14 protein-coding genes are annotated in these 12,894 nt (G+C 65.1%); 7 read left to right on the forward strand and 7 right to left on the reverse strand.

All coding sequences use genetic code 11. The features are described from left to right. The first annotated feature begins 109 nt into the window (after positions 1-109). A complete protein-coding gene (locus I3J27_RS24475; protein WP_270161025.1) occupies positions 110-1,228 on the forward strand; it encodes a branched-chain amino acid ABC transporter substrate-binding protein in 1,119 nt (372 codons plus the stop codon). Positions 1,229-1,335: 107 nt separating this feature from the next. Here the strand turns inward: I3J27_RS24475 and I3J27_RS24480 are convergent, their stop codons facing one another. After that, entirely contained in the window at positions 1,336-1,722 is a 387-nt protein-coding gene (locus I3J27_RS24480; RefSeq protein WP_270161027.1) for a response regulator, read from the reverse strand. 194 nt (positions 1,723-1,916) lie between these two features. On the opposite strand from I3J27_RS24480, the gene I3J27_RS24485 reads away from it, so the two are divergent. Both I3J27_RS24485 and I3J27_RS24490 read left to right on the forward strand, forming a co-directional pair. Then, entirely contained in the window at positions 1,917-4,769 is a 2,853-nt protein-coding gene (locus tag I3J27_RS24485; RefSeq protein ID WP_270161030.1) for a PAS domain S-box protein, read from the forward strand. Between the two features lie 54 nt (positions 4,770-4,823). Continuing rightward, positions 4,824-5,825, forward strand: coding sequence for a P1 family peptidase (locus tag I3J27_RS24490; protein ID WP_270161036.1), 1,002 nt, complete (start codon positions 4,824-4,826; stop codon positions 5,823-5,825). 144 nt (positions 5,826-5,969) lie between these two features. Here the strand turns inward: I3J27_RS24490 and I3J27_RS24495 are convergent, their stop codons facing one another. Then, positions 5,970-6,755 (reverse strand): EF-hand domain-containing protein, encoded by a 786-nt coding sequence (locus I3J27_RS24495; protein ID WP_270161038.1) that lies wholly within the window; start codon positions 6,753-6,755, stop codon positions 5,970-5,972. A gap of 251 nt (positions 6,756-7,006) precedes the next feature. On the opposite strand from I3J27_RS24495, the gene rpe reads away from it, so the two are divergent. From rpe to I3J27_RS24515, 4 genes are all read left to right on the forward strand, one after another. Further along, on the forward strand, positions 7,007-7,708 hold the full coding sequence (rpe, locus tag I3J27_RS24500) for a ribulose-phosphate 3-epimerase (protein WP_270161047.1): 702 nt from the start codon (positions 7,007-7,009) through the stop codon (positions 7,706-7,708). 156 nt (positions 7,709-7,864) lie between these two features. Next, the gene (locus tag I3J27_RS24505) at positions 7,865-8,005 is read left to right on the forward strand and encodes a hypothetical protein (protein ID WP_270161050.1); all 141 of its coding nucleotides are present in this window, start codon (positions 7,865-7,867) and stop codon (positions 8,003-8,005) included. Positions 8,006-8,010: 5 nt separating this feature from the next. Continuing rightward, entirely contained in the window at positions 8,011-8,190 is a 180-nt protein-coding gene (locus I3J27_RS24510; protein ID WP_270161055.1) for a hypothetical protein, read from the forward strand. A 24-nt stretch (positions 8,191-8,214) separates the two neighbouring features. Then, positions 8,215-8,406 (forward strand): hypothetical protein, encoded by a 192-nt coding sequence (locus I3J27_RS24515; protein ID WP_270161064.1) that lies wholly within the window; start codon positions 8,215-8,217, stop codon positions 8,404-8,406. A gap of 101 nt (positions 8,407-8,507) precedes the next feature. Here the strand turns inward: I3J27_RS24515 and I3J27_RS24520 are convergent, their stop codons facing one another. The 5 genes from I3J27_RS24520 to I3J27_RS24540 form a co-directional block, all read right to left on the reverse strand. Next, positions 8,508-9,947 (reverse strand): bifunctional serine/threonine-protein kinase/universal stress protein, encoded by a 1,440-nt coding sequence (locus I3J27_RS24520; RefSeq protein ID WP_270161066.1) that lies wholly within the window; start codon positions 9,945-9,947, stop codon positions 8,508-8,510. A 6-nt stretch (positions 9,948-9,953) separates the two neighbouring features. Then, positions 9,954-10,694, reverse strand: a complete 741-nt coding sequence (locus I3J27_RS24525; RefSeq protein WP_270161067.1) for a metallophosphoesterase family protein — start codon at positions 10,692-10,694, stop codon at positions 9,954-9,956. A gap of 117 nt (positions 10,695-10,811) precedes the next feature. Beyond that, positions 10,812-11,417 carry a hypothetical protein gene (locus I3J27_RS24530; protein WP_270161073.1) on the reverse strand — a complete coding sequence of 202 codons (606 nt, stop codon included), beginning with the start codon at positions 11,415-11,417 and terminating at the stop codon, positions 10,812-10,814. Further along, entirely contained in the window at positions 11,410-12,096 is a 687-nt protein-coding gene (locus I3J27_RS24535; RefSeq protein WP_270161075.1) for a DUF2135 domain-containing protein, read from the reverse strand. Before I3J27_RS24535 ends, I3J27_RS24530 begins: the two co-directional genes overlap by 8 nt. Next, positions 12,093-12,863: a MotA/TolQ/ExbB proton channel family protein gene (locus I3J27_RS24540; RefSeq protein WP_270161091.1), complete on the reverse strand. Its 771-nt coding sequence runs from the start codon at positions 12,861-12,863 to the stop codon at positions 12,093-12,095. The genes I3J27_RS24535 and I3J27_RS24540 overlap by 4 nt, the downstream gene beginning before the upstream one ends. Between the last annotated feature and the right edge of the window lie 31 nt (positions 12,864-12,894).

A 12,894-nucleotide genomic window follows, 5' to 3' on the forward strand; every position in this document is an offset into this window, starting at 1 on the left:
AATGCCCGTATTTTGCCGGTGACTTCTCCCGAGATTCATTCAAGAATGGTGCCGGTTTGGACCGGGCGTATCCGGCAACTTCCACAGGCGACCACCCGCGAGGTATCTCATGAAATCACTGAAGCTCATCGGTCTGGCATTCGGCGCATCGATAGCGCTCTCGAGCGCAGCATTCGCACAGGATGTCACCGTCGCAGTCGCAGGTCCGATGACCGGCGGCGAGTCCGCGTTCGGCCGCCAGATGAAGAACGGCGCCGAGATGGCCGTGGCTGACATCAACGCCGCCGGCGGCGTCAACGGCAAGAAGCTCGCGCTCAATGTCGAGGACGACGCCTGCGATCCGAAGCAGGCGCGCTCGATCGCCGAGAAGATCGCCGGCGCAAAAATCCCGTTCGTGGCCGGGCACTATTGCTCATCGTCGTCGATCCCCGCTTCCGAAGCCTATGCCGACGGCAACGTGCTCCAGATTACCCCCGCCTCGACCAATCCGAAGTTCACCGATAGCGGACTGTGGAACGTGGCGCGGGTCTGCGGCCGTGACGACCAGCAGGGCTTGGTCGCGGCGCAGTACATCGCCAAGAACTTCAAGGGCAAGAACATCGCGATCCTCAACGACAAGACCACCTACGGCAAGGGTCTCGCCGACGAAACCAAGAAGGCGCTCAACAAGGCCGGCATCACCGAGAAGATGTACGAGTCCTACAACAAGGGCGACAAGGACTTCAACGCGATCGTCTCGCGCCTGAAGCGCGACAACATCGACCTCGTCTATGTCGGTGGTTACCATCAGGAAAGCGGCCTGATCCTGCGCCAGATGCGTGACCAGGGCCTCAAGACGATCCTGATGGCCGGCGATGCGCTCGCCGACAAGGAGTACGCCTCCATCACCGGCCCTGCCGGCGAAGGCACGCTGTTCACCTTCGGCCCCGATCCGCGCAACAAGCCGACCGCGAAGAAGATCGTCGACGCCTTCAAGGCGAAGAATATCGACCCCGAGGGCTATACGCTCTACACCTACGCGGCGATGCAGGTCTGGTCGCAGGCGGCGAAGAAGGCCGCCACCACCGACGCCAAGAAGGTCATGGCGGCGATCAAGGCCGGCAAATGGGACACCGTGATCGGCCCGATCGAGTACGACGCCAAGGGCGACATCAAGCAGCTCGACTATGTCGTCTACAAATGGGACGCCAAGGGCGGCTACGCCGAGATCAAGGGCAATGGCACCTGAGACAGGAAGCCTGACCTTTTGATCAGATCGGTTTCAACCAGTTCGATCCCAACGCCCCGGTTCGCCGGGGCGTTTCTTTTGCCCTATGGGCTTCTTTTGCCCTTTGGTCAGACGGCTGCGGAGAGCTCGCCGTCCGCTGCAGCCTGGGCCTTCCGGAGCGCTTGCAGGAGATCGTTCGGCCGAAACGGCTTTTGCAGGCACACCACGTCGGCCAGACCGGGCGCCTCGCCCATGAAATCCAGTGCGGTCATGCCGGAGATCGCGACGATCGGAAACCCCGGAACTCGCTCGCGGATGGCCACCATGACGTCGACGCCGCTGGTGTCGGCCAGGAAAATGTCGACAATCGCAGCTTCGAAAGCGCCCTCGCTGAAGGCCTTCAGGCCCGCCGCGCCGCTCTCGGCCTCGACCACGTCAAAACGGTTGACCCGAAGCACGATCGCGACCATGGCGCGGACGTCCTTCTGGTCGTCGACGACGAGGATTCGGGGCATGGGAACAACTCCCGGATTCGTATCATTATTTGGTTCAATACACTGCAAAGGCGCAGCAAGGCAGTATGAGTCCGTCCCGGTAAAGCACCTCTTACAGTTACCTGTTCCGAGTCTCCCTCCAAGTTAAGTAAGCTGTAACCCTCGGTTGAGTCGCAAGCGCTTTCTGTCAGGATGCGCGCCTGGAGCAGGCTACCATGAAGGTAGTGGCTTCCCGGCCCGAAGAGATTGACGTAGGAGGTCATCATGCCGGCTTACGAGAGATCGACGTGCTAGCACCCAACGATCGAAGCACATTCCTGTCGACCTTGCCGGCTGCGCGGAGCGACCGCAGGGCGGCATTGGCGATCGTCGGCATCTCCGCGATCCTGTTCGCGCTGGCCGTACCGTTTGCGGGCATGCCGCTCGTCCAGGTGCCGGCTTTCGTGGCGAGCTACCAGTCGGCGCTCGCGGTCAGCGACATCATCACCGCCGTCTTGCTGCTGTCGCAGTTTGCGGTCCTGCGCAGCCGCGCGCTGCTGCTGTTGTCGATCGGCTATCTGTTCACGGCGGCGGCCGCGGTGACCCACGCCCTCACCTTCCCCGGGCTGTTCGCCCCTGCCGGACTGTTCGGTGCAGGCTCGCAGACCACCGTCTGGCTCTACATGATCTGGCACGGCGGCTTTCCGCTGTTCGTGCTGGCCTATGCCTCGCTGAAGGACGGCAACGGCGGCAACAAGATCGCCGGCTCGACGGCGTCGGTGATTGCATTCTCCGTCGCAGGCGTGTTCGTTGCGATCACCGTGCTCGCCTGGCTGGTGACGGCGCAGCACGGCCTGTTGCCGGTCCTGCTGAGGGACGGTCACTACACCGCCACCATGATCGGCGTGGTGTCGTTCGTGTGGTCCCTGAGCTTTGCGGCGCTGGTCACGCTGTGGTTTCGCAAGCCGCACACGGTGATCGACGTCTGGCTCATGGTCACGATGTGCGCCTGGCTGTTCGACATCGCGCTGTCGGCAATCGTCAACGTCGCGCGTTTCGACCTCGGCTTCTACGCCGGCCGGCTCTACGGCCTCTGTGCGTCGAGCTTCGTGCTCGCGGTGCTGCTCATCGAGAACGTGCGTCTCCAGGCGAACACGGCGGGCATGGTCGGCGCACTCCAGCGGCAGTCGAGCTCGGAGCGGAACTATTATGCCGAGCGCGAGCGGCTGTTCAGCGCCGTCGTCGAATCCTCCAACGACGCCATCATCACGAAGTCGCTCGACGGCACCATCACGTCCTGGAACGACGCGGCCGAACGCGTCTTCGGCTACTCAGCCAACGAGGCGATCGGCCGCCAGGTCGATATCATCATGCCCGAGGGGCAGCGCGAGGAAGTCGCCGAAATGCTGGCCCGCACCCGCAACGGCGAGGTCATCGACCAGCACGAGACCGTGCGGCTGCACAAGAGCGGCCAGCCGATCGACGTCTTGCTGAGCCAGGTCCCGCTGCGATCGACCGACGGCAAGATCATCGGCGCCTCCAAGGTCGCACGCGACATCACCGAGCGGAAGCGGGCGGAGACGGCTCTCAACCGCGAGATCGAGGAGCGCCAGCGCATCTTCGAGACCTCGCAGGACCTGATCCTCGTGACGGACGGTTACGGCAATTTCATCCAGGTCAGCCCGAGCGTGAAGGACATCCTCGGGTACAAGCCGGAAGACATGATCGGGCACAGCGCCATCGAGTTCATTCACCCTGATGACCTCGACAAGACGCGAAGCGAGATGCGCGCGGCGCGGCGTGGCGCGGTCAAGCGCAGCTTCGAGGCGCGCTACTATCATGACGACGGCCACGAGGTGACGCTGAACTGGATGGGCACCTGGTCGGAGCCGGTGAAGCGCCACTTCTTCATCGGGCGCGATCTCACCGAGAAGCAGGCCGCCGAAGCCCAGCTCAGGCAGGTCCAGAAGATGGACTCGATCGGCCAGCTCACCGGCGGCGTCGCCCACGATTTCAACAACGTGCTCACCGTCATCACCGGCACGATCGGCATCCTCGCGGATGCGGTGGCCGACCGCCCCGAGCTCGCCGCCATCACCAAGCTGATCGACGATGCCGCCGAGCGCGGCGCGCAATTGACCAAGCACCTGCTCGCCTTTGCCCGCAAGCAGCCGCTCCAGCCGCGCGAGATCGACGTCAATGCGCTGGCGCTCGAAGCCGCCAAGCTCCTGCACCCGACCCTCGGCGAGCAGATCACCATCATGCCGCAGCTCACCGAGGATGCCTGGCCGGCCCTGGTCGACCCCGGCCAGCTCTCCACCGCGATCCTCAATCTCGCACTGAACGCGCGCGACGCCATGCCGGACGGCGGCACGCTCGTGCTGGAGACCCGCAACATCTTCCTCGACGACGGCTATGCCAGCATGAATCCCGACGTCGTCGCCGGCAACTATGTGATGATCGCGGTCAGCGACACCGGCACCGGCATTCCGCCGGAGCTGATCGAGCGGGTGTTCGATCCCTTCTTCACCACCAAGGAGGTCGGCAAGGGTACCGGGCTCGGGCTCAGCATGGTGTTCGGCTTCGTCAAGCAGTCCGGCGGGCACATCAAGATCTACAGCGAGGAAGGCCACGGCACGAGCGTGAAGATCTACCTGCCGCGCTCGAGCGGCGTGCAGGAGACCGAGTTCGAGGCGTTCCAGAACGCGCCCATCGCCGGCGGCGACGAGAAAATCCTGATCGTCGAGGACGACGCGCTGGTACGGCAATATGTCGTGACCCAGATCAAGAGCCTCGGCTATACCGCGTTAGAGGCCGCCAACGCGGCCGAGGCCCTCGCCATCATCGATGCCGACAAGGCGATCGACCTGCTCTTCACCGACATCATCATGCCGGGCCACATGAACGGCCGCCAGCTCGCGGACGAGGCGTTGCGGCGGCGTCCCGACCTGAAGACGCTGTTCACCTCGGGCTACACCGAGAACGCCATCGTCCATCACGGCCGGCTCGATTCCGGCGTGCTGCTGCTCGCAAAACCCTACCGCAAATCCGAGCTCGCCAAGATGCTGAGGACGGCACTGGCGAGTTGAGCGCGCGGCACCATTGCGCTATCGCTGACCCGTGAAGCGCATGGAGTGCCGGCCTTGAAAAATCTGCTCACCGATATCGCCGGGGTCCGCGTCGGCCATGCCGAGGATGCGAAAGTCGCCTCCGGCGCGACCGCGATCATCTTCGATACCCCCGCGGTTGCGGCCATCGATGTTCGCGGCGGCGGCCCCGGCACGCGCGAGGACGCACTGCTCGATCTAGCCAACACCGTCGAGCGCGTCGATGCGATCGCGCTGTCGGGCGGCTCGGCCTTTGGCCTCGATACCGGCGGCGGCGTGCAGGCCTGGCTCGCCGAGCAGGGTCGCGGCCACCGGGTTCGCGAAGCGCTGATCCCGATCGTGCCGGGCGCGATCCTGTTCGATCTCCTCAACGGCGGTGACAAGGCCTGGGGACGCTTCTCGCCCTATCGCGACCTCGGCTACGCCGCGGCAGCCGCTGCCGCCAGCACGGACTTCGCGCTCGGCAGCGCCGGCGCCGGCCTCGGTGCCACCACCGCGACGTTCAAGGGCGGGCTCGGCTCGGCCTCGGCGGTGACGCCTGATGGCGTCAAGGTCGCGGCGATCGTCGCCGTCAACGCGGTGGGCAGCGTCACCGTCGGCAACGGGCCGTGGTTCTGGGCGGCGCCGTTCGAGGTAGCAGGCGAATTCGGCGGACGCGGCCTGCCCGACAAGTTCACCGACGATATGCTCCGCATGCGCATCAAGGGCGGTCCCGCCGCGAGCGCGCGCGAAAATACCACCATCGGCGTGGTCGTCACCGACGCGCTGCTGACCAAACCCCAGGCCAAGCGGCTTGCGATGATCGCCCACACCGGATTTGCCCGCGCCATCTATCCGGTGCATGCGCCGACCGACGGCGACGTGCTGTTTGCGGCTGCGACCGGCGAGAAGCCGATCGAGCCGCTGGTCGGCCTCACCGAGCTCGGCACCATCGCCGCCAACGTGGTCGCGCGCGCGATCGCACGCGGCGTGTACAGTGCAACGGCGCTGTCCTTCCCCGGCACGCAGCCGGCGTGGAAGGACCGGTTTGGCACTTGAGGAACACGCGCCTCCCGCCACACAACGCGTGTCATCGCCCGGCGAAGACCGGGCGATCCGGTATTCCAGAGACGAAAGTGATTGGACCGAGAGGCCGCAGCGTACTGGATGCCCCGCCTGCGCGGGGCATGGCAGCGAGAGGCTTTAGACGCTCATCGACATGGACGAGCCGGCGCTCGCTGAGGCGCCTTGTCCCTGCCCGCCCTGCTGCTGCATCAACTGCGCAAACAGATCGTAAGCCGAACTACGGGCAGCGTTCGCGCCCGGGACCGTCGTCGACATCTTGAAGCCGTCGGCATAGGTGACGGTGGTGGTGGTCGAGCCGTCGGCGGCGGTCGTCGTGGTCGAGGTCGAGCCGCCACCGGACTTCGACGAGGAATCCGATCCGTCGCCCGAGCCGCCCGCGCCCTGCGCATGGTGGCCGCTCTTCAGCGCCTTCGACATCTCGTCGAGGCTCACGCTGCCATCGGAATCCGAATCCATCTTCGAGAAGACGTCGTCGGCCTGTGCGAGGTTGGTGCCGCCGGCGCCCAGCGCGTTCTCGAATTCGGACTTGGTGATGCTGCCGTCGCCGTCCGCGTCGATCTGGGAGAAAAGGTCCTTCAGGGCGTCCTCGCGGCTCATCGACTTCGAGGACGTCGAGCTCGACGTCGTCGAGCTGGCGGTGCCGCTGGTGCTGTCCGACGACTGGCTTTGCGCGGCTAGCAACGCGTTCATCGTCTCCGGCGCGATCTGCGGGCCCTTGCTCGAACCGACCAGCGAGGTCGCGATGCTGGCCGTGCTGTCGATCGCGAACGGATTGGCCGCGCCTTGCGACGATCCCGTCTTCTGCGTCGAGCCGGTCTTCTGCGCCGACGAGGTCGACTTCGAATTCGTCAGCGACTGGATCGCGTCGAGCGCACTCGATACGGCACCAAGGGCAAACAACATTGCAAAACTCCAACCAGCGCGGCACGCCGCGGCCAATGTTCTGGAGCTGAGTCAGCAAGCGTCGTGCCAGCGCGAAAAGCTCAATGAAATCCGCCTTCACCACACTTTGCGCGGTTCGGGAACACCGGCAATTCATGCCGGTCGCGGCAGAAATTTCCGCCCACAGGAAGCACGCCGCCCCTGCATTGCCCGGCTGACAGGCCCATGTTAGGCGAGGTTCATCTTTCACGGCCGCCACGGGAAACCGCGCCATGACCCAAGCCTTCGCCCCCCGCCCCCTGGCAATCGCGCCCTCGATCCTGGCCTCGGACTTCTCGAAGCTCGGCGAGGAGGTGCGCGCGGTGGACGCGGCCGGCGCCGACTGGATCCATCTCGACGTGATGGACGGTCACTTCGTTCCCAACATTTCCTACGGCCCCGATATCATCAAGGCGATGCGCCCGCACACCAGGAAGATCTTCGACGCGCATCTGATGATCTCGCCCTGCGACCCCTATCTCGAGGCCTTCGCCAAGGCCGGCTGCGACCACATCACCGTGCATGCGGAGGCCGGTCCCCATCTGCATCGCTCACTCCAGGCGATCCGCGCGCTCGGCAAGAAGGCCGGCGTCTCGCTCAATCCGGGCACGCCGATCAGTGCGCTCGAATACGTCCTCGACCTCGTCGACCTCGTGCTGGTGATGTCGGTCAATCCCGGCTTCGGCGGCCAGGCCTTCATCCCCTCGGCGATCAACAAGATCCGCGACATCCGCGCGATGATGGCGGGCCGTCCGATCGACATCGAGGTCGACGGCGGCGTCGGCCCCGACGTTGCAGGTCCCCTCGCCGCGGCCGGTGCCAACGCCTTCGTCGCCGGCACCTCCGTGTTCAGGGGCGGCACGCAGGAGGCGTACAAGACCAACATCGCCGCGATCCGCAACGCCGCCGCGGGCGCGCGCGGCGAAGCGATCTGAGGCTTCGGCCCCGACACCGCGTAGAGATGCGACTTCTACGCGAGCTGCGGCGCGCAATTGTCTAAAATTGCAACCTCGACCCGTACTCATCCGGGCTTCACTGATTCGTGCAAATCACTGCAAGTGATTCCCGCCTGCTTTTGACGGGAGCACATCATGACGACGACCCTGGTTTGGACTGGCGTGGCGTTGTGGCTTGGTTTTTGTGCGTTTGTCGTGTTTGGGCCATCGGCCGGACCGGTGAAGGTGCCGGCACGTTCGGCCCGCGTCGTCCGCCGCGACTGGTATCGGGCCTGAAGCCCATGCAGATCGCACTCGTGAAGCGTCAGCCAAAGCGCCGGTGCCGCATCCCACGGCGCCCGCATCCCAACCTCGACTATTTCTTCGGTCGGCTCGAACGCACCGAAGGCGAGATGCGCGACGACGCCAGACCCGAAACGGCCGACCTCGACCATCCCTTCCTATCGCCGCGCCGTCACTGAATTTCCTCTTCCGGACCTGAAGCCATGAAACCGCATTGCCCGAACTGCCTGAAGGAAATGTCCAAGGCATCCGCGTCGCGTAACCTCTTCAACTGCGAGCCCTGCCGCGAGATCATCCAGTATTTCGGCGGCAGCGCGGATCATGGCGAGCCCGGCCCGCAATTCTCCTGGCCGATCCGCCGCAAGCGCACCACTCACACCGCTCACGCGGCCTGATCGATCCTAAAGCGCGCTGAAAGGATGAATCATCGCGCTTTAGGTTGTTGTCTGAGCATGATCTCTTCGGAAAACCGGTTCGCACTTTTCCGGATCATGCTTTAGCCCCACACCACGCCGGCGTCTGTCTTTGCCACATCGCCGGCCATCCTCGGCGGCCGCACCACGGTGACGGTGCAAATGGCCTCCGCAGCCACCTTGGCCGAGACGCTGCCGAGCCAGGTACGCCTGAAAGAATTTTGCCGCGCGCCGATAATGAGATGGTCGACCGAGTTCATCTCGGCGAATTCCAGCAGGGAAGTGGCGGGATCGACCGCCTCCAGCACGTGAACCGACAGCCGGCTCTCGTCGAGCTTCAGCGGCATGGCCCAATGCCGGAGCGCCACCAGGCGGTCGATGTGCTTGTTGGAGCCCTGGTCGTCCAGCGTCTTGTCTATGGCGATGCGATTGAGCTTAAGGACATTGACGCAGGCAAGCCGCGCCGAAGGTAACGTAGCCAGAATGCGCTCAGTCGTGACGCGCAGCGCCTCGTTCAGCTCCGGCGCGCCTTCGGCGGTATCGAGCGCGACCGCGAGGATCGGGCTGGAGGCGATCTGCACCGCGACGTCCGATTTCGCGCGCGGCGCCATGACGCCCAGGTTGAAGCGCCGACGCCAGGCGACGCTGAGGGGGTCACGTTTCAGCCGCTCCGAGCGCGCGCTAAGCTTGACCTGATCCGGATGGGTGAGATCAAAGGCGAGCTGGGACGCGGTCGGATAGCGCCACACCGGCTCGATCTCGAGACAGCGCAGCACCACCTCCTGGAGCCACGGCGGATAGTCCGCGCGAAGTGCGCGCGGCGGATGCGGATCGCGCCAGAGCCGGCGCCGCATCGCACGCAGCGTCTCGCCCTCGCCGAACGGCCGTTCGCCGGTGGTGAAGAAATAGAGCAGCACGCCGAGCGAAAACAGGTCGCTGCGCGGATCGTCGCGCACGCCGAGCAGCCGCTCGGGCGCCATGTAGGGCGCGGTGCCATAGGGCAGGCGAAACTCCTCCTGCAAGAGGTCAGGCAGATGGTTGTGATGCGATAGGCCGTAGTCGATCAGCACCGCCTCGCCAGACTCGCGGGACATGATGCTGCTCGGCTTGATGTCGTGATGGATCACGTTCTGCCGATGCAGGTCGGCAAGCGCAGTCGCGATCTTCGCAACGAGCTGCCGCGCCTCCTCATAAGGCAGCGGCAGGTCCGGCAGCCGTTTGTAGAGCGTGGTCCCGACGATGCGCTCGATCACGACATAGGCCTGGTGGGCGAAATCGCCGGTGCCGAAACAGGCCGGCACGTGCGGCCCGGCGAGCCGCGGCAAGATCATCATCTCCATCTCGAAGGAGACGATCGCGGCGGGGTCCTCGCCCTCCGACACCCGCGGGATCTTCATCAGCAGCGGCACGTCGATGCCGGGATGGGTGACGGTCCAAAGCGTTGCCATGCCGCCGGCATGGACGCATTCGCCGATGGTATAGCCGTCGATCACCGCGCCTGATTTGACCAGAGGTTTCGGCATCGGCCTCTAGCGCCCCTGCGACAGCCGGTCGGCGAGCCAATGCGGCAGGCCGTTCTCGCGAATGCGGCTCGCAGCCGTCTCGATGTCATAGGGCGCGCGGCAATAGGTGATCTGGCACGACACGGGGTCGAACAGCGCGAAGGATGCGGACGGATCGCCGTCGCGGGGCTGGCCGACCGAGCCGAGCACGGCCAGCCATTGCCGCCCGCGCAGCAACTGCACGGGGACGTCGGTCCTGGGTACGAAGCTCGTCATCTTCGCCGTCACCGACATCGAATAGAGCGCCGGGCGATGGACGTGGCCGCAGAAGGTGACATGAGCAGGCGTCGCGATCAGGCTCTTGGCGGCATCCGCCGTCGAGCGGACATAGTGCCAGCGCTGCGGGCTGGAGGCTTCCGAGTGCACGAACAGGCGATCGGTGTCCTCCACCCGCATCGGCAACTCGGCGAGGAACCGCCGCTGCGCGGCGTCCAGCCGGCCGCGGGTCCATTCGATCGCGATTTGCGCCTCGGCGTTCATGGTCTCGGCGGAGGAATTCACAGCCTGGTCGTGATTGCCGCGCACGGCGACGGCGCCCTCCTCGACCAGGGCCATCGCGGTCTCCACGACCCATTCCGGGTCCGCGCCATAGCCGACGAAATCGCCGAGCAGGACGAACCGCTCCGCGCCCTTCGCGCGGGCAACCTTCAGGCAGGCCTCGAATGCCTGCCGGTTGCCGTGGATATCCGAGAAGACAGCGAGAAGCACGCACCCTCCACCCTCAAATTCTTATCGAAAGCCGATAAGGCCAAATTGAGGGACGTCAAGAAGATGCGCCAGCGCCGGTCCGTTTTCCAGCGTGGCTCTTCCGCAATGGTGAAGGACCTACTGCTCGTCCTTCGGCGGCATCCGGGGCGGTGGGATCGGGGTGAACACGGCGCCCTGCGCGCCGGCCGGTGGTGCGAGGAATTCGCCGGTCGAGGAATCGCCGCCGGTGGTCTCCAGAATGGTCTTCGGCGTCACATATTCCCGGACCATGTCGATCAGGCTGCCATCGCCGCCGCCGAAATCGGCGGCACGGCCGCCTTGCGGATGTCCGAGCGCGATCTCGTTCTCCGCGGCATGGGTCTTGTCGGCCAGCCTGTCATTATAGGGTACCCGAAAGGCCCTCGGGATGCCGCTCGGGCGATTGTCCTCATCGAGCTGCTCGACCCAGAGATAGATCGAGCCGGGATCGCCCTCCAGCGAATGCGGCTCGACGATGCGGGCCTTGAGCAGCTTGAACGAAGCAGGCAGCCTCTCCGCGCTGGCCCACCCGAGCAGCCCGCGCATCTCGGTGAAGCTGACGACATAGAAGGCGCTGGTCACGACCACCGCGACCGCCTTGAACGACCAGTGCAGCCGCGCATAGACCAGCACGATTAGCAACAACGCGCCGATGACGGCGTAGGCGATCGACAGCGTGAGGATGACCGTTTGCAGGCTAGTCACGGCGCACCCTCGCAGTGTTCTTGCTCACACCGGTCCTCGGGTCGAGATCGGCGCCGTTGCGCCAGCTGCTGCGAAACGTCTCCAGCAGCGATTTCGGCCGCTGGTCGACATTGACGACCTTGCCCTCGGCATCGAGCCGGAACCGCACCGCAGTCTTCTCGTCGCCGGTGTGATCGAGCTTGAACTTGTTGTCGAAGACCACCTGCGCCGTCGGATTGAGCTTCTGCACCTTCACATTGGCCTCGACCGGTTCGCCGGTCGTCGCCACGAAATGCGAGACGTTGACGGTGTATTCGCCGGCGACGATGCCGCGCAGGGTGACGATTTCCTCGCGGATCGGCGAGGCGATCTTCTTGCCAGCGACCATGATGAAGTCGTTGGCCCCGCCGCGGTCGTCGCGGTCGAGCGTGAGGAAGCCGGCCTCGCGGTGGCGGTACCAGGCGATGTTGCCGGCGGGATCCTGCACGAACAGGTCGAGATCATCCGGATGATTGTCCGGCCAGTCCAGCGTGATCATGAACTCCGCCTTGGAGTCGATCTTGCCGTCCTTGGCGTCCGGGGAGACCGCGAGCAGAGCGAGGAAGAACAGGAAGGCGATCACCTGGAGCGCCTTGAACAGCATCACGCCCAGCGGATCGAACGGCTCCTCGCGCGGATAGAGACCGAAATCATCCATCATGGCGTGGTTCCAGCGCCTTTGCGCTCCAGCACCGGTGTCACATAGGTCTCGGTCAGCACCACCGCATCCGAGAACACCCGCTGGGTCGCGGCGTCCAGCATGTAGTATTGGATGCGGACCAGGATCGAGCCGACGAGGCCCGCCAGCGTCGTGTACATCGCGACCGCCATGCCGTCGCTCATCAGGCCCATCGAGGAGCGCATCGCGACCTTATCGGCGGCATCCAGCCCCGCGATCGGCGCCAGCATGATGATGAAGCCGATGATGGTGCCGAGCAGGCCGAGCTTCATCAGCGTGTCCGAGACGAAGGCGCCGAACCCGTTGGAGCCGCGCAAGCGGTCGGCGAGCGTCCGCAGCAGCAGCGTCTGGTCGACCGGCCGGTAATCCTGCGCGGCCGCTTTGGTCACCAGGCTTTCGATGTGATCCCGCACCAGCCCGCGTGGCAGCCGGGCCGCGCTGGCATCGAGCGCCTTGCTGCCGTCGGGCGCCGCGAGTGCCGCCCGGCAGCGCCGCGCCGCCGCCCCTTCCCGCGCGATCGCCCGCGTCCGCAGGAAGCAATGGCCGCAGGTGAGGACATAGAGCAGTGCGATCACGCTGGAAATGTAGGTCCGATCCGAGGTCAGCATCAGGTGGATCAGGCCGAAGCGCCACAGCAGCACGACGGCGAAGATCGACAGCCCGGTGAAGATCATCCAGAACAGGAGCGCGCTGCGCTCGGATGGGTCGGTCGCGGTGGCCGCGATCGGTCCAATCGTCATCGAACTCATGCTGCACTGCTCCTGGCTTGCAAGGACTAGC

It is taken from the genome of Bradyrhizobium xenonodulans, assembly GCF_027594865.1.
Lineage (GTDB): Bacteria > Pseudomonadota > Alphaproteobacteria > Rhizobiales > Xanthobacteraceae > Bradyrhizobium > Bradyrhizobium xenonodulans.